15 protein-coding genes and 1 tRNA gene are annotated in these 17,051 nt (G+C 52.9%); 6 read left to right on the top strand and 10 right to left on the bottom strand.

Annotated features, from left to right (window positions below; translation table 11 throughout):
• Positions 1-66 precede the first annotated feature (66 nt).
• Positions 67-846 (bottom strand): TatD family hydrolase, encoded by a 780-nt coding sequence (locus tag OIM03_02885; GenBank protein HJI73219.1) that lies wholly within the window; start codon positions 844-846, stop codon positions 67-69.
• A gap of 132 nt (positions 847-978) precedes the next feature.
• Entirely contained in the window at positions 979-2,817 is a 1,839-nt protein-coding gene (locus OIM03_02880; GenBank protein ID HJI73218.1) for a diguanylate cyclase, read from the bottom strand.
• Between the two features lie 437 nt (positions 2,818-3,254).
• Between OIM03_02880 and OIM03_02875 the strand changes: the two genes are divergently transcribed.
• From OIM03_02875 to OIM03_02860, 4 genes are all read left to right on the top strand, one after another.
• Positions 3,255-3,328 (top strand) — tRNA-Gly (locus OIM03_02875).
• A 456-nt stretch (positions 3,329-3,784) separates the two neighbouring features.
• Positions 3,785-5,194, top strand: coding sequence for an aspartate ammonia-lyase (locus OIM03_02870; GenBank protein HJI73217.1), 1,410 nt, complete (start codon positions 3,785-3,787; stop codon positions 5,192-5,194).
• A gap of 181 nt (positions 5,195-5,375) precedes the next feature.
• A complete protein-coding gene (locus OIM03_02865; GenBank protein HJI73216.1) occupies positions 5,376-5,804 on the top strand; it encodes a VOC family protein in 429 nt (142 codons plus the stop codon).
• Between the two features lie 31 nt (positions 5,805-5,835).
• Complete coding sequence (locus tag OIM03_02860; protein ID HJI73215.1) at positions 5,836-6,291, top strand: hypothetical protein; 456 nt, start codon at positions 5,836-5,838, stop codon at positions 6,289-6,291.
• A 508-nt stretch (positions 6,292-6,799) separates the two neighbouring features.
• Here the strand turns inward: OIM03_02860 and OIM03_02855 are convergent.
• From OIM03_02855 to lonC, 4 genes are all read right to left on the bottom strand, one after another.
• Entirely contained in the window at positions 6,800-7,891 is a 1,092-nt protein-coding gene (locus tag OIM03_02855; protein HJI73214.1) for a L,D-transpeptidase, read from the bottom strand.
• A 130-nt stretch (positions 7,892-8,021) separates the two neighbouring features.
• The gene (locus OIM03_02850; GenBank protein ID HJI73213.1) at positions 8,022-8,750 is read right to left on the bottom strand and encodes a uracil-DNA glycosylase; all 729 of its coding nucleotides are present in this window, start codon (positions 8,748-8,750) and stop codon (positions 8,022-8,024) included.
• A 27-nt stretch (positions 8,751-8,777) separates the two neighbouring features.
• Positions 8,778-10,214 (bottom strand): replicative DNA helicase, encoded by a 1,437-nt coding sequence (dnaB, locus tag OIM03_02845; protein HJI73212.1) that lies wholly within the window; start codon positions 10,212-10,214, stop codon positions 8,778-8,780.
• Positions 10,215-10,226: 12 nt separating this feature from the next.
• Positions 10,227-12,206: a Lon family ATP-dependent protease gene (gene lonC, locus OIM03_02840; protein ID HJI73211.1), complete on the bottom strand. Its 1,980-nt coding sequence runs from the start codon at positions 12,204-12,206 to the stop codon at positions 10,227-10,229.
• Positions 12,207-12,307: 101 nt separating this feature from the next.
• Here lonC and OIM03_02835 point away from each other — a divergent pair, with 101 nt between their 5' ends.
• Complete coding sequence (locus OIM03_02835) at positions 12,308-12,625, top strand: hypothetical protein (GenBank protein ID HJI73210.1); 318 nt, start codon at positions 12,308-12,310, stop codon at positions 12,623-12,625.
• Positions 12,626-12,706: 81 nt separating this feature from the next.
• On the opposite strand, the gene OIM03_02830 is transcribed toward OIM03_02835, so the two are convergent.
• Positions 12,707-13,753: a zinc-dependent alcohol dehydrogenase family protein gene (locus OIM03_02830; protein HJI73209.1), complete on the bottom strand. Its 1,047-nt coding sequence runs from the start codon at positions 13,751-13,753 to the stop codon at positions 12,707-12,709.
• A 131-nt stretch (positions 13,754-13,884) separates the two neighbouring features.
• The gene (locus OIM03_02825; protein HJI73208.1) at positions 13,885-14,346 is read right to left on the bottom strand and encodes a low molecular weight phosphotyrosine protein phosphatase; all 462 of its coding nucleotides are present in this window, start codon (positions 14,344-14,346) and stop codon (positions 13,885-13,887) included.
• Between the two features lie 453 nt (positions 14,347-14,799).
• On the opposite strand from OIM03_02825, the gene OIM03_02820 reads away from it, so the two are divergent.
• Positions 14,800-15,318, top strand: a complete 519-nt coding sequence (locus tag OIM03_02820) for a flavodoxin family protein (protein ID HJI73207.1) — start codon at positions 14,800-14,802, stop codon at positions 15,316-15,318.
• A gap of 87 nt (positions 15,319-15,405) precedes the next feature.
• Here the strand turns inward: OIM03_02820 and OIM03_02815 are convergent, their stop codons facing one another.
• Together OIM03_02815 and OIM03_02810 are read right to left on the bottom strand one after the other, a co-directional pair.
• Positions 15,406-15,993 (bottom strand): flavodoxin family protein, encoded by a 588-nt coding sequence (locus tag OIM03_02815; GenBank protein ID HJI73206.1) that lies wholly within the window; start codon positions 15,991-15,993, stop codon positions 15,406-15,408.
• The gene (locus OIM03_02810) at positions 15,990-16,940 is read right to left on the bottom strand and encodes an aldo/keto reductase (protein ID HJI73205.1); all 951 of its coding nucleotides are present in this window, start codon (positions 16,938-16,940) and stop codon (positions 15,990-15,992) included. The genes OIM03_02815 and OIM03_02810 overlap by 4 nt, the downstream gene beginning before the upstream one ends.
• Positions 16,941-17,051 lie beyond the last annotated feature (111 nt).

Below are 17,051 nucleotides of genomic sequence, written 5' to 3'. Positions count from 1 at the left end.
ATATCATACACATTGAAATGAGTCAATAGTGTCTCATGTGAAACTTGAGAGTCTTTTTTGAGACCCTCAGCTCTTGATGTGGAAGAAGTCTTCTGTGTTCTTTTTGGCTGCTTCGAGGAGCGGATCGAGACGCACCTGCATGTACCTGGCAAGCGTTTCTGCCACGTAGGTAATATTCTGCGGCACGTTCGTCCTTGGAAGGTGGTAGCCCCTCGGCGTCAGGTACGGCGCATCCGTCTCGATCATCACGCGGTCCAGCGGCAGGATGGAAACAGCGTCCTGCAGAGCCTCCCCGCGCCTTTCATCGCAAATCCATCCCGTGATGCCGATGTAGAAGCCCATATCGAGAAACCGCTCGAGCGTCTTCTTGTCCCCCGTATAGCAGTGGACGATCGCACGCTGGCAGAGATCCTCATGGCCCTTGAAGCAGGCGATGAAATCATCTGCTGCATCCCTTTCGTGAAGGAAGAGCGGCTTTCCCGTTTCCTCTGCCACATCCAGAAGCTCCTTGAAGAAATGGATCTGGTTCTCCTTCTTCGAATACATATGATCGTAATCAAGGCCCGTCTCCCCGACAGCCACGATTTTCGGATTCGTCATGACAAGCTCTCTGACACGCTCGACATCTTCTTCCTTCGCCGTATCGGCGCTGTGCGGATGGATGCCCGCCGTGCCCCATACGTCATGATGCTTCACAAAATCTGCCACCAGCTCATTCTCACGCGCTTCCGAGCCGGTCAGGATGCAGCGCACCCCGGCTTCCTCCGCATTCCGTATGATCTTCTCCGGGTCCGGGAAGGAACGTGTGAACAGGTTCAAACCGATATCATAATATTTCGTTTCCATAATGCCTCCTTTTTTATTATTTTACCATGACATGAGGAAATCGTAAGAAACAGAGCCTTGCCGATTTGCAGGGAAATAAAAAAGAACTGCGAGAAATGGTCATCCCATCTTTCACAGTTCTTTTATTATGATCTACTTATCGTCTTTCTTCTCGTCCTGCTTCATTCCCACATGCTTGTTTTTGCAGGGGTGCTTGTCCGAGCTCAGATTTTCAAGCTTCTGCTCGCGGTCATAGAGGAATACATAGTACAGGTTGCCATAGAATGCATTGTGGCGCAGGCGCCCGATGCTTTCCACTTCCCTCACTCTGCCGTCCTTCGTGACGATGCGGTGATTGACGAAGTGAATATTGTTCTTGTTCTTTTCAAGATGCGTCTGTCTCTTGATTTCCGAGCGGACGTACTGGAGGTCTTCGGTATAGATGAGCTTCCAGACAGCGGTCCTTGTGTACTTCATGAAATCGTCCCAGTCCGTGCAGCCGAAGAGGTCGATGGCCATATGGCTCGCAAAGAGAAGCTTGCCGCTCTTGTCTGCCTTGTAGACGATCATGGCACCAGGCATGCCGTTTGCCATATCGCTCAGATTGAAGCCGAACTGGAAACGGTGGCGGAGTTCCGTCAGGGAAGAATCAAACTTCCTCCAGCCGGACTTGCCGTCGATCTTCGCGCCGTAGAGGGCAAAGTCTGCCTTGATGCAGAGGTTGCCGTAGTTGCTTCCCTGTTCAGGGTAGGCAGCGCAGCCAAGCGACGAAGTGAAATGGATTTCCTTATCGTTGAAACCAAAGATATGCGGTTCTTCCGTGAATCGGCGCATATCATTGAAAACGCCTTCCTTATTATTGTAAGGACAGAAGATGACGAATTCATCGCCGCCGTTTCTCGTGATGATCGCGCTCGCGCCGAAGATGCGCTTCATGTCGCGGACGAAGGTCTTCAGTGCAAGATCCCCTGCCGCATGACCGTAGACATCGTTGATGATTTTGAAATTATCCACGTCGACAGCAATGACCATCGCCGATTTTCTCGGGTTTGCACGAAGATACTTGTCGACAGCGAGGTCGCCGCCCTTTCTGTTGAATACGCCAGTCAGCGCATCTGTCTCGCCAATGAAGCGAAGACGCTTGTTTCTCTGCCAGAGCCATGCAATGATGAATGTGGTGATGAGGCCTGCCCATGTGGAAATGAAGAGCAGCCAGAAGTTCACCCATCCGCCTGTCGGATGCATGATGAGGCGCCATTCGTCCCCGTCGACGGTGCCGGAGGACTGGATCGTACTCCATGCATCGATCGCCCTGTGCGTCGAGTTCTGATTCGTGTCGATCAAAGTGTACTCGGACTCGCCATAGCCTTTTCTCATCAGCGTATAGACGATGCCCATCTGGTCGAGACGGTCGATATTCGCCTCGTGGACGAGCTTGTCCTGGTCGACTGCTACCACAATGTAGCCCCAGAAGGATTTATCGGCAGTCCTGTCCATGAAAACAGGGCGGACGACTGCCATACCCGTCGTGCCGTCTGCCATAGGAACGCCGGATTCAATCACGACGACATCCTGCGCTCTTCCATAAGCTGCGCGCTTGGCAAACTGGCTCTCTCCGAAAAGGTTGAAACCAGAAAGCACACTGCCGTTTTGCGGATAGACAGGGCGCACCTGGCCGTCCGGCGCCGTCTGGATTTCTATTTCACGCAAAGACTGGCTCATCGAGTAGAAGTAGAGATTACGCATGTAATCCCCGGGAGGAAGTCCCTTGTTCTCCATCAAATGGTCCTCGATGGCCGCTGAAATATTGATATACCTGTCCATGGCGCGGTTCAGACGCAGGATTTCTGCATCCGCGATCTGCTGCATCCAGTTCTGTAGGTTTTTTTCCTCCTGGACATAGAGAGCCCAGTCGAGGACAATCGTGCAGAGCAAGCCGATAATAATGACCGGCAAGTAAAAGAAGGAACGAAACCTTTTGAATTTGTCCATTTCTCTATTCTCCGCTTGTCAATTTATCAAAAAGGAATACTCCGTATTGCTGAAATAATAAACAAAAAATATACTGATTTATTCGAAAACATTATATCAGTTTTTATCGAAAATTGCTATATGTTAGATCTTCTTCGATAAACTCTAGTATATTAAAAATTTTATAGATTTCTGTCTATATAGATTTGAGTTTATTGTTAGTTTATATTTTGAAATAGTATGAATTATTATTGATTTTCATAATTTTTGTAAAATTGTATTCACTTTTCTGAATTCGCGATATATAGATTTCTTGCATTTCCCGGGACTTAATGAAAATCTTTAGCGCTTTAATGCATTCCCTGGAAACTTCGGTTTCCTCAAGCTTTATCGCAGCCTGGAGAGTGGGACTGGAAATTTTTCACAAAAAATGATATGATTACTTAGTAATTGAATATGCGGGTGTAGTTCATCGGTAGAACGCCAGCTTCCCAAGCTGGACAGGAGGGTTCGACTCCCTTCATCCGCTCCATGAAAAGCCAAGGAGGGCCCGACGGGTCCTCTTTTTCTGTTATATCTATCTCGCAAATGTTCAAAAATAAATTGTTAACTCTTTATTCTTTGAATCTGATGAGAAAACAGGTTTACAATTCTTGCCGTGCCTGGAAAATATACTTTCCCCAGGGAAATGAGCAAAAGCTGCTCCCTTTCCCCTTACAGAAATTTGACAAAAATTTTCTTGACACTCTCCCGGGATAGATGTACACTACTTCCATAGGAGAGCACTCCTTAGAGCATTTCCATAAGTACATAAGAGCGACAAGGGCGTCCGGCAGAGCAGTGCCGGACGCCCTTCTTCGTGGGGCAGAGCGGTCCGCTTGGTGCGGAAGCTCTGCCCCCTTTTCTTATGTGAAGCTCTGTTTTTCTATAAGGAAAAGTTATCCATTTCTATCAAATCTATCTATTTCATTTACAGGAGGCTTGCAAAATGAGAAAGGAACATGATTTTCTGGGAGAGAAACTCGTACCTGATGAGGTATATTACGGCGTGCAGACGATGAGAGCCATGGAAAATTTCCAGATCACCGGCGCGCAGCTTGACCCGGATTTCATCCAGTCCATGGCTGTCGTCAAAAAAGCTTCCTGCCTGACCAATCTGAAGACAGGACGGATGGATCCCGTAATCGGGGACGCCATCATACGCGCAGCGGATGAAATCATCGAAGGAAAACTGCTCAACCAGTTTCCTTTGGATCCCATCCAGGGCGGCGCCGGCACATCCGTCAATATGAACATGAATGAAGTCCTCTGCAACCGTGCGCTCGAGCTCCTCGGCTATCCGAAGGGCCGCTATGACATCATTTCACCGAACAACCATGCAAACATGGCGCAGTCGACGAACGACGTCTTCCCGACTTCGATCAAAGTCTGCCTCGTCAGGAAAGCATACCGCCTGATGGATGCGCTTTCTTCCATGGCAAGAGGCTTCGATGAAAAGGGAGAAGCATTCAAGGACGTCATCAAGATGGGACGCACGCACCTCCAGGACGCTGTACCGATCACCCTTGGCGAGGAAATGGATTCGTATGCCGTTGCCGTCCGCCGCGGAATCCGCCGCATTTCCCTTTCCCTTTCTTCTCTGGAAGCGCTCAACATGGGAGGCACCGCCGTCGGCACCGGGCTCAATGCAGAACCGGAATACATCCGCCTCTTCCCGGAAATCCTTTCCCAGCTGACCGGCTTTTCCTTCAAGACAGCGGACAACCTGATCGATACGACGAATACGACGGACTGCTTTGCTGATGTCTCCGGCGCGCTCAAGGTCGTTTCCCTTTCCCTCATCAAGATTGCCAACGACATCCGCCTCATGGCATCCGGCCCTCGCTGCGGCCTCAATGAACTGAAGGTGCCTGCCCGCCAGCCCGGCTCCTCCATCATGCCTGGCAAAGTCAATCCGGTCATCGCAGAAGTCCTCGACCAGACCTGCTACCAGGTCATCGGGAATGACCTGACCCTGACACTGGCCGTCGAAAACGGGCAGCTCGAGCTGAACGTCATGGAGCCGGTCCTTTCCTTCAACCTTTTCCACTCCTTCCTCTACCTCACGAATGCAGTCACCACATTCACTGAGAAACTGCTGAAGGACCTCGAGGCGAATGAAGAGCAGTGCAAGAGCTGGGTCGACCACAGCGTCGGCGTCATCACAGCGCTCCTCCCGCATATCGGCTACGAAAAGTGCGCCGCGACAGCGAGGGAAGCTTACACGACAGGACGTCCCGTGCGGGAAATTCTCCTTGCAAGGAAGCTCCTCTCTGAAAGCGCCATCCAGAAAATCCTCTCGCCCTATGAAATGACCCATCCGGGCATCGCAGGCGGCAAGGACGCGCTGGCCCGGTAAGACTTACGGATCATTGATTCATCGTATATAATAGAATAAGAATAAAATAAAGGAATGTGGATGAAGAGTTCTTCTTTCACATTCTTTTATTGTGTATCGTGCATTGCGGTTTGCACTTTTGAACGAAAGTCATTAAAATAATAACCATATTTCCGAAAGAGACAAGAAAAGAGGGGAATTCATGAAACTACGCGATAATCACCATATCGTACTGACCACACCGGACATCGACCGGTGTCTCCGCTTTTATCATGATGTCCTTTCCATGGAAGCGCATGAAAAAGACGGGCAAATCTGCCTATACTTCGGTTCCTGTGAAATCACGCTGAAAAAAGGGCTGACGGACTTTACTCCGAGCGCTGTGCGTACGGGCATCATCAATCTCTGCCTCATCACGGATTCCCCGATGGAAGAGGTGCTCCGCAAGCTCGAAGAACGCCATGCACCGCTTGTGACCGGCATCGTCGATAGAAACGGCGCCCGCGGACCGATGAAGAGCATCTACCTCATCGACCCGGATGGAAATTTCATAGAAATCGCACGCTATGCGGACAAGACGCTCCGCAAGAAGCCGCACTTTATAGATGAGGACGAGCTCGCAAGCGAATGAGCCCGTCCTGTTTTATTGGGAAAGGAACACTATGACACCTCATCAGGCCAATCTGTTTTTCATCGCTGAATACGTCCTTACCATCCTGATCCTCGCCTTCTCGGCATACAGGAAGAACGCATTCGACTGGAGAAAGACCATACGAAGGAAAACATTCATCAAAAGGATGCTCTTCCTCATCCCCGTCGCCCTCATTGCCATCGGCATCATGACAGCGGCTTATCTGCTCCAGCTGCCGCAGATGACGACGCTCGTCATCATCACAGGCGCGCAGCTCTTCCTGACGCTCATCGCGAACGTCATCCTCTTCTCCTCCTGGTTCCAGCGCTACCGCGTCTACCCCAGAGGAAAGGAACTCGCCGCCGTCGTCGTCCTGATGTACGCCGTCGCCGACCTCTTCATGCCCTCAGGCATCAAGTACGGCGTCCTCGTCGTGGGCATCCTCGTCGGCTGCCTCCTTCCGGACTCATGGAAAGTGGAAGACTAGAAATCCCGATCATCTGCAAAAAAGCATCTCCTCGAAACGCGCAGCAGCCGTGCCAGAGGAGATGCTTTTGCTTTAACAAATACCCAAAAACACAATAAAAAGGTACCTTCGCCAAACGCGTAGCGAATAACGCGTTTAACGGCAGGAAGGTACCTTTTGAAATCAGTATAAAGGAAATGGTGACAAATATCAAGAGACCATTTTACTGGATGACGTAGGTGCCGTTGTCTTCGAGGGTGCCTTTGAGGCCGAAGAGGGCATCCTCGTCGGCTGCCTCCTTCCGGACTCATGGAAAGCGGACGACTAAGAATCCAGATCATCTGCAAAAAGCATCTCCACTAGCGTGCAGCAACCGCGCCGGGGAGATGCTTTTGCTTTAACAAATACCAAAAAAATACAATAAAAAGGTACCTCCGCCAAAACGCGTAGCGAATAACGCGCCTAACGGCACAGAGGTACCTTTTGACATCAGTATAAAGGAAATGCTGGCAAATATCAAGAAGCCATTTTACTGAATAACGTAGGTGCCGTTGTCTTCGAGGGTGCCTTTGAGGCCGAAGAGGGCAGCTGCTTCATTGGCATTGACGTAGAGGGAGCCGCCTTTGGAGATGCCCGGTGCTCTTCCGTACTTGGTTCTGACCTGCTGCCAGTTCGGGGACCATTCGGCACGGACGCCTGCCGCATTGGCGACGGGCATGACGGGGATGTAGACAGCGCCGTCTTTGCCGAGGGCCTTGTCGGAAAGCTTCGTGCCTTTGACGTAAAGGTCGTAGACTTTGGCGACGTAGTTCGGCTGGCCGTCGGAGGATTCGATGGCTTCGCGGACCTGGTCTTCATTCACGAAAGCAGAGGCGCCGTAAGGAGCGAGCTTATTTTCAATGTCCTTGACGGTCAGCGGTTCTCTGTGGTAACCGTCGGGATAGACGTAGTAGGTCAGCGTCTTGTCCGGCTGCACATGGATGACGACGCGTTCGTAGATGATGTCGACGGGAATGCCTTTGACGATGTGCGCATAAAGGTCTTCGACGTCTTTTTCATTGAGGCGGACACAGCCATGGGAAGCATAGGTGCCGATGGCAGAGGGGACATTTGTCCCGTGGATGCCGTAGTTGCCGCCGATACCGATCCAGCGGTAGCCGATCGGGCAGTCAGGGCCGGATGGGATTTCCACTTCCGGATGATCAGGATCGATCCATGTCGGATTGATTTCCATATCGACGACTTTTCTTCTGCCGACGGGCGTCGGAGAGTCAGGCTTGCCCGGAGCGACCGGATACATGCGGATGCCCACGTCGCCCTGATAGAGAGTCAGGAGACGGCTGGCAAGGTTGATTTCTATGCGCTTGTCTTCAAAGGCAGGCTTCTTCTTTCCTTCCTTATCGGTCGTTTCTGCCTTGGCCGGCGTGATTTTGACCTGAACAGGCGCTTCTTTTTCGGGCGCTGCCTTCACTGTCTCTGCGGCAGGCGCGCTGGATGTGATCGTAATAATGGGAGCCGGCGCTTGCTTCCCCTTACTGGATGCCGGAGTCTTGGCCTCAATCCCGATGACGGGCGAGAGCGCGATCGCAATCGATGCGGCCAGAATGATTTTCTTCAGCAATGCAATTTCCCCTTTTTATGAAAACCCTTCCCGGGTATAAAGAAACGGATGGATTCCATGTCTTGCGACATATTGACAGGATACCGCAAAGGCGGCCCTGTGTCAAAGGAATGCATCCGTTATTTTTCTGTCAGAAATGAGGCCCTCCCGCGTGGCGTTTCTCACGCTCTCCGGCAAGTTCCTCAAGAAGGTTCGGCGGTGTTTCACTCTTCCATACCCAGTCAGGCGCTGCTTCTTCAGCTCTTTCCTTCGCCGCTTTCAGGTCGTAGTAGACCTGCCACTTGGCTTCGACGAGCTCATGGCCGGTCTGACGCAGGAGGTAGGCCGGATGGAAGGTCGGCATGACGGGTATCCCGTGGTAGTCGATCCAGTGTCCGCGCGAACGGACGATGCCCGCGTCTCTTCCCAGAAAGAAACGGAGGGCGACTTTGCCAAGGCCGATGATGACCTTCGGCCTGACCTGCCGGATTTCTTCAGCAAGCCATATGGATCCGCAGAAATGGCCTTCTTCGATCGTCGGCGTGCGGTTGCCGCGCGGACGGCACTTCACGATATTCGTCACATAGACATGGTCGCGTGTGATGCCGACGGAGGCGAGCGCTTTGTCGAGGAGCTGTCCCGACGGGCCGATCAGGGGTCCGCCGTAATCATCTTCCACACGCCCCGGGCCTTCCCCGACGATCATGAGCGGAGCATCGGCCGGGCCTGTAGAAAGGACGGGGCCAAGGCCTCCCTCATCACGAAGGTGGCAGCGATGGCAGGCTTCGATGGCGCGCTTGATTTCCTCATGCGACGCATACGACATCTGCTTTTCCCTTGCCAGGCGGTCTTCGGGATCCTCATGTCCGAATAAATCCATAGTTTTTCCCTCTTTCCAAGGTCAGGATCACTGCATATCGGGCGGCGGTTCCTGATTCGTGATTTCATAAAACAGCGTGAACTGGCCGGCGAAGTGGAGCTTCACAGTGTCGACCGGGCCGTTTCTGTTCTTGGCCAGGATGATTTCCGTCTCATTCTTTCTCGGGTCGTCATCCTCGATTTCACGGTTGTAGTACGCTTCGCGGTAAAGGAAGCTGACCATATCGGCATCCTGTTCCAGGGATCCGGATTCGCGGAGGTCGGAGAGGAACGGCCTGTGGTCCTGACGCGCTTCGACGCTTCGGGAAAGCTGGGAAAGCGCGATGACAGGGACATTCAGCTCACGGGCAAGGCTCTTGAGCGATCGGGAAATCTCGGAAATTTCCTGCTGGCGGTTGTCCCCGCTTCTTGCGGTGCTCTTGGCCTGCATCAGCTGGAGGTAGTCGATCATGATGATGTCGAGCCCCTGCTCAGCCTTGAGGCGGCGGCACTTGGAGCGGATCTCGGAGACCGAGACACCCGGCGTGTCGTCGATATACAGCGGCGCATCCATGAGGACGCTGGCTGCATTGGCGAGCTGGTCCCATTCCTTCTGTGTGGAAATACGGCCGGTACGGAGTTTTGCACTGTCAATCAGGGCCGTGGAGCAAAGAAGTCTCTGCACGAGCTGCTCGCGGGACATTTCCAGAGAGAAGAAGGCGACATGCTTGTGCGCCGAGGAAATACTCATATTCTTTGCCATATTGAGGACGAAGGCCGTCTTACCCATGGACGGGCGGGCAGCGACGATGATGAAGTCGCCCTTCTGGAAACCGCTCGTCAGGGCATCCAGGGACGGGAAGCCCGTCGCAATGCCTGTGATTGTTTCCTTATTGCGGAACTTCCTGGAAATTTCTTCCAGCTCGTTCTGCACGGCTTCACCGATCGGCGTGAAGTCGCTCTTTCTCTCATCCCTCGTGACTTCGAGGATGGACTTTTCCGCATTGTCCGTGATGTCTTCGACCGTATCCTGCTCGGAATACGCTTCTTCGGCAATGATGCCGGCCGCATCGATCAGGCGGCGCAGCTTGGCCTTGCCTGCCACGATATCGGCATGGCGGTCGACGGACTTCGGGGAAATGACATTCATGGGGAGTTCATTGATGTAAAGAACGCCGCCCACATCGTCGAGGCGCCCCATGCGCTTCAATTCTTCCGTGACCGTCAGGATATCCGCCGGCTCGCCCCTGTGGGACAAGTTCAGAATCGCCTTGAAAATGACGGCATCCGCCTCGCGGTAGAAATCCTCCGGCGTCAGCTTGTCCTCTGCCATAAGGATCGCATCCTTGTCGAGGAGCATAGCGCCCAGGACGGACTTCTCCGCATCCACATTCTGCGGCGGGACGCGGGACAGGATCATCGAGCTCGTGTCCGGCTTCGGTTCACGCCGAAAGTCTCCCTGGCCGCGTTTTTTTGTATCTGCCAAACCAATTCCTCCTTATACCGGCAAAGGCTCCTCGCCTGCCGTCTTGGGTGTCCTGACAAGCATCTTGTCGAGTACTTCCCGGATATTCTTCACCGGCGTGACGGTCAGGCCCAGGTGCCCTTCCTCGATGTCCGAACGGTTTCCTTCCGGAATGAGGATGCCCTTCATGCCTGCCTGACGCGCGCCGAATGCTTTCTCATACACGCCGCCGACCGGCTTCACTTCGCCGGAGAGGGAAATTTCCCCTGTCACAGCATAGTCCTGCCGGAGCGGTATCTTTTCCACGGCTGAAATGATCGCCGCCGTGATGGCGCTGCCCGCCGAGGGGCCGTCTATATTGCCGCCGCCCACGATATTGACATGGAGGTCGTAATCGGAAAGGACCTTGTCCGTGAGCTCACGCACGACCGATGCCGCCGTTGCGACAGAATCCTTGGCCATGGAACCGGCCGTTTCATTGAAATGGATCGTCCCTTTTCCTTCTTCCCTTGCCGGGAATGCGGTCGCTTCGATTTCGACCGTGCTTCCCCAGTACCCTGCAACGCCAAGGCCGTAAATATGGCCGACCTTCGGAATGTCGCTTGCCACCTTGTCATACCACGGGGAGAGGCGGGATGCCATCGCGGTCTTCTTCATGAGATCGAGCGTGATGACAGGCGCATCGGCGCTCCCCTTTTCATAGACGGCAAGCCCGTAGGCATCCGCCAGAAGGGACACAGCCTTTCTGCCTTCCATCGTGTACTCGCTGATGAGGCGGGCGACACCATCGTCCAGGTGCACCTTCAGCTTCTCGGCTGCATGATTGACGATTTCAATGACATGCTCCGGCTGGAGCGGGTCGAAGAAAACTTCTGCGCAGCGCGAGCGGATCGCCGGATTGATTTCCGACGGGTCCCTTGTCGTAGCGCCGATCAGGATGAAATCTGCCGGTGCGCCTTCCTTGAAAAGTTTCCTGATGTATTCCGGGATGCCCGGCGCATCTTCATCATAGTAAGCCGATTCGAAATGGACCCTCTTGTCTTCAAGCACCTTGAGGAGTTTATTCAGCATCATCGGATCAAGCTCGCCGATTTCATCAATGAAAAGGACGCCGCCATGCGCATCCGTCACAAGGCCCGGCTTTGGTTCCGGGATGCCTTCATCCGCCAGATCCCTCTGCGCGCCCTGATAGATCGGGTCATGGACAGAACCGATCAATGGGTTCGTCATGTCCCGGCTGTCCCAGCGGAGCGTCGTGCCGTCACATTCGACAAATGGCGCATCCTCCCCGAAAGCCGTGAAAGGAAGCTTCTTCGCTTCATCCAGGACCAGCCTTGCCGCCGTCGTCTTGCCGACGCCCGGAGGCCCGTAAAGGATGAGGTGCTGCGGATACGGGGATGCGATGCGGGAAGCCAGCGCCTTCACGGCACGGTCCTGCCCCACGATTTCAGACAAGCTCTGCGGACGGACGACCTGCATGACCGTGGAAGTCAGCTTCACCTTGTCCATCGCCTCGAGCTTTTCCATCTTCTTCCTGTTCGCAGGAGACTCACCCTCGCCCATTTCTTCTTCAATGATTTCCTGACGGATCTCATTCACATATTCCTGATGACGTTCGTCAAGGCGGTCAGCGATCTTTTCCTCGAGCTGCTTTTCCACCGCCTGGCGCGCCAGCATTTCTGCCAGCTTGTCCTCCAGTTTATCCAGGATGGCGGGGATCTCATCGTCAGCTGGCTGGTGCGTGTATTCGCGGCTCTCCAGTATGAGCCTCTCCATTCCGATCAGCCGGATTCGCGGATTCTCGTCATGAATATATTTCAAAGCGTTGAACCGGCTCGCCTGCACGATGATCTGTTCCGATCCGACAGCGCTGGCGTAAATGCTGTAAATCGCATTGATCTGGCGGTTCAGATCCTCATCGGAAATGCCGCTTCCGTCGACGCGATTCAAAAGCCGGCCCAGCAAATCTTTCACATCTTCCATCTTGGTATCCCCCCATTCTTTCAGCCGCATGCTGCGACCTCTTCCTACTATTTTACACCATAAGGGAGCATCTATGCATCTATTGTCAAATCTGCCCTCTTCCTATAAGATAAGGGAAACAAGGAGGCCTCATGGAACCACATTTCATAGATAACGAAGAAAGACAGCGCCTTCGCGCGAAAATAGAAAAGGAAGTCAGCGCCATGGGCTACCCGCCCGAATTCGGCACCGCCCTCGCCGCCGGCCTTGGCACCGAACGCGCCATGGGAAAAATGCTCCACTACCTCACCCATGCCGATATGCCGAGCATGGAAGAAATCGCAGACGAAATGGTCGCCATCTGCGACGACCGCTCCTTCTGGCGCGAAAAGAAAGAAGCGGAATTCTATCAGAACAAGTACAACGAAATGCTCTGGCAGAGCAAATTCGAAGATGATGAAGATGAATAAGAAATAGAAAAGGACTGCGGGAATGATTGCTCATTCTGCAGTCCTTTTTCATTTGCCTTATTCCTTCATTTCCTTCATCCCTTATGCATCATGGATGACGAGGAGGGATTTGATGGCTTCTCTTCTGTCCATGGCATCGTAAGCTTCCTGGATTTCATCGAGGGTGAATCTCTTGGTGAAGACTTTTCCAGGATGGATGGTGCCGTTCAGGACGGCCGGGAGAAGGATGTTTCTTACATAGGTCGTAACCGGTGCAACGCCGCCTCTTAATCCTACGTTCTTCCAGAATAGGATGGAGGTATCGACGTCTTCTCCATGCGGTACGCCTACGCGTCCTACGATGGCGCCCGGGCGGCATACTTTGGCTGCCGTATCAAGCGAGAGCTGTGTGCCTACGCATTCAAGGGCTGCATCGACGCCGGAGCCGTGGGTCATCGCCATGACTTTGGCGACAGCTTCATCGCCTCTTTCTGCGACGATGTCTGTTGCGCCGAATTCAAGGGCGAGTTCCTGGCGGTCGATGTGGCGGCTCATGGCAATGATGCGCTTGGCGCCGCGCATTCTGGCGGCAATGACGCCGCAGAGGCCGACAGCGCCGTCACCCATGACGACGACGGTATCCCCTTCCTTCACTTCAGCCGAAGCGGCGGCATGGTAGCCGGTCGCCATGACATCGGCCAGTGTCAGGAAGGAATTGAGATCGGCATCGGTGTAATCCGAAGCTTCGCCCGGTACTTTGATCAGGGCCCAGCCCGCATTCTTGAAGCGGACATATTCTGCCTGATACCCTGCATTCATTTCCTGCGGGGCGTTCAGGCAGTTGCCATCAAAGCCGGCCTGACACGCAGCGCACCAGCCACAGCCGTGGGTAAAAGGAGCGATGACGAAATCGCCCTTCTTGACCGTCGTGACAGCGCTTCCGACTTCTTCGACGACGCCGATGGCTTCATGGCCAGTGAAGCTTCCATGCGGACGCGGATTGATGCCGCGGAACCACCAGAGGTCCGAACCGCAGACGCATGCGCGCAGCACGCGGATCACGGCTTCATTCTCGCCTTCTACCTTCGGGATCGGCACTTCATTATTGACCTCGACACGTCCTGGTTCTACAAATACTCCTGCTTTCATGTCTATTCCCCCCTTACCGGCATTCCAGATGCCGTAACAAATGCATTCTTTCCTACCTTAAGTATAAAAAGAAAAGACAGCCGAATCAATTCAAATCCGGCCATCTTTCTATAAGAAAAACTTATGAAATTCTACATTCCTTCATCTTTTCGAATAGCAGCAAGGAGTCCCCTGCATCCGTCCAGAATATCCCGGTACGTTTCCTTGAAATCTCCTGTGTACCAGGGATCGGCAACCTCGCCCGGCCTGTCCGTGTAATCCATCAGGAGGTGCAGCTTTTCCTTCCTGCCGCCCGTCAGAAGGAGCAGGTGGCGCCAGTTCTCCTCATCCATCCCGATGATGACATCATTTTCCTCATAATCCGCCTTCGTCATACGGCGGGCTTTCCTTTTCTCGAAGGGCACGCCCATCGCTGTCAGCATTCGTTTGGCCGGCGGGTACATGTCATTGCCGATTTCCTCCGACGTCATGGCAGCCGAAGAAACGAAGATTTCCTGAGAAAGTCCTGCCTTCTCCACCAGATCCTTCATGATGAATTCCGCCATCGGCGAACGGCAGATATTGCCGTGGCAGACAAAAAGCACGCGGTACATAATTCCTCCTTCCGGCGGATTTCCGCCTGACTTCTTTTCTTCCAATATACCACATTTATACTACATTTTTAGATAGTATAGTAAAGATGGTACAGTAATTGCCCATCTCTTTCGATTTGTCCATAACTCCTATAATAATATTATATAGCACCAATTACATTTTTTATGGTATCCTTTAGTTGTTGATAGAGATATTTAAATTGCCCGACATACCCCCGTATGCAGGTCCGGGACGTCTCTCTCCCGGCATAGACAATCCCCCATGCAGGAAATCCATTCGGTTTCCATCGGGTTCATCACGGCTGTATCTGCCCGGAGCTCTGGAGGGAGGAGGAATGAAAGAAAGGTTCCTTCCCATCCCCGGGTTCCGCAGGCAAGGCCCCCACCTTCCTGTATTCAGCCATTGCCGCGCATGAAATCGTTTCAACTTTCTTCTTTCGAGAGGAGTTCTTCATGAAAACGATTGTCGCATACTCATCACGTACGGGAAACACGGAGAGGATTGCCCTTGCTATGGCAGGAGCGCTTCCCAGAGATACTGTCGTAAAGCCTATTGAAGAGGCTGGAGACCTTTCCGCTTATGATTGTGTTTTCCTTGGTTTCTGGATTGAGGGAGGGACGGCTTGCGAAGAAGCGGCGAACGTGCTTCGCCATTTGACGAACCGTCACATATTCCTCTTTGCCACGCTGGCAGCCGACCCTGAATCGGCGCACGCCATCGCCAGCATGCAAAATGCCAAAAACCTTCTCCCCTCGGACAGTTTCCCGAAAGGAACCTTCCTCTGCCGGGGAGCCGTATCGAAAGAGACGGTACGGAAAATGTTTGAAAAATATCCATTCGGGAATACGGAGACGAGAATCCTGAGTGAGTGCTGCCTCCTCTCAGGCTCAGCGAGGCATCCGAATGATGAGGATCTGGCCAAGGCCGAAACTTTTGCAAGGGTCATGTACCAGCATCTCAAGGATCAGTAAAAAGGAGGGAGAAATGAATCGATTCTTCCTTCTGAAAATGAAAAGGATGTACAGCGGGAAATCCCATGTACATCCTTTTTTGGTGTCTCAATTATTTTCTTTCGCTTTTTCGATGGCTTTCAGGAGGAATGCCATGTTTTCTCCGAGGTTCTGCATGTTGGCCATGCCTTCTTCGTCTTTTTCGACTTCTCCCGGAAGTCTTCCGTAGGCCATGTTCCAGTAGGTCGATCCTGCGACGATCATTTCATGGTTCAGGAAGGAATGGTTCATGGTGTCGATGGCCTGCAGGGGGCCGGCTCTTCTGGCAGCGGCGACGGCGGCGCCTACTTTATGCTTCACGAGGCCCGGGTTCAGGTCGCAGACGACGGCGGCTCTTTCGAGGAATGCCTGCATGTTGGAGGATACATTGGCGGAATAGGACGGGGAGCCCAGGAGCACGCCGTCGGCTTCTTTCATCTTTTCAAAGACTTCGCGGAAGCAGTCGTTCTTATGGACGCAGTTTCCTCTTCCTGCACATGCCCAGCATGCTTTGCACGGCTCGATGACGGTCCCGGCGAACTGGACGAGCTCGGTCTCGATGCCTTCCTTTTCAAGCGCTTCGAAGACCTTCCGCATCATGATTGCTGTATTTCCGTTCTTTCTTGCGCTTACGCAAATGCCCAGTACTTTCATCATGCCATCTCCTTTTCCCATTCACGGAGCGTGGAAATGCCGGCCTTGTCCGCCAGACTTTCCAGGCTGCTGATTTCATCTCCGGTCAGATGGATGTCCGCCATCTTTGCGGCTTCTTCCACCTGATAGACTTTCGTCACGCCGATAATCGGAAGCGTCCCTTTGGCAATCGCCCATGCGCCTGCGATCTGGGACGGCTTTGCTTCATGCGCCCTTCCGATTTCCCTCAATGCTTCGACGAGTTTCCCGATCTCCTTCCAGTACGGATTATAGGAATTGCCGCGCCCTGTTCCTTCAGGAAATGGATGCGCTTCGTCGTACCTGCCGGAGAGCGCGCCCTGCTCCAATACCATGTAGGAGAAGAATGTGATGCCGTGCTCTTTGCAGTAATCCAGGATGCCCGCTTTTTCAGAGGAGCGGTGCAGGAGGCTGTAATGGTTCTGGATGGCGGAAATGGAAAGTCCGCCTTCTGCCAGAATTTCCTGCGCTCTTTTGATTTCATCAAGGTTATGATTAGAAACGCCGATTTTCCTGATCTTTCCGCTCTTAGCGAGGGGGATGAGATCCTTCGTCCAGCGTTCGACGTCCATCGGGTTGTGGATCCAGTAGATATCCACGTAGTCCGTGTGAAGACGGGAGAGGCTTCCCTCCAGCATCTTCTCCATGGCGTCTTCCCCGGGGCCTGCGATCTGCGGGGTAAATTTCGTAGAAATGAGGACGTCTTCTCTTGGCACGTCCTTCACGAAATTGCCCAGGATCCTTTCAGACGTTCCTTCTCCATAGACAGCTGCCGTGTCCCAGAGGGTCAGTCCTTTTTCCATGGCTTTATCAAAAACGGGACGGAGGTCGTCCTCGAAGTAGTGATTTCCGAAAACCTGGTCTCCGCCAGCCATGCCGGCTCCCCAGGACCATGCGCCCAGTGCGAGGGGCGGTAATTTCTTTTCTGTCATGTCGTTCACCTTCCATATTTCATTTAGGACTTTATTCTACTCATTTTTGCGAGATATTTAAAATACTCTTTAATTATTCCTAGATATTCATATTTCAAATACCTGCTCTTT

The sequence above is a fragment of the Veillonellaceae bacterium genome, from assembly GCA_025992895.1.
GTDB lineage: Bacteria > Bacillota > Negativicutes > Veillonellales > Dialisteraceae > Dialister.
This window is presented reverse-complemented; position numbering and strand designations above follow the sequence as displayed.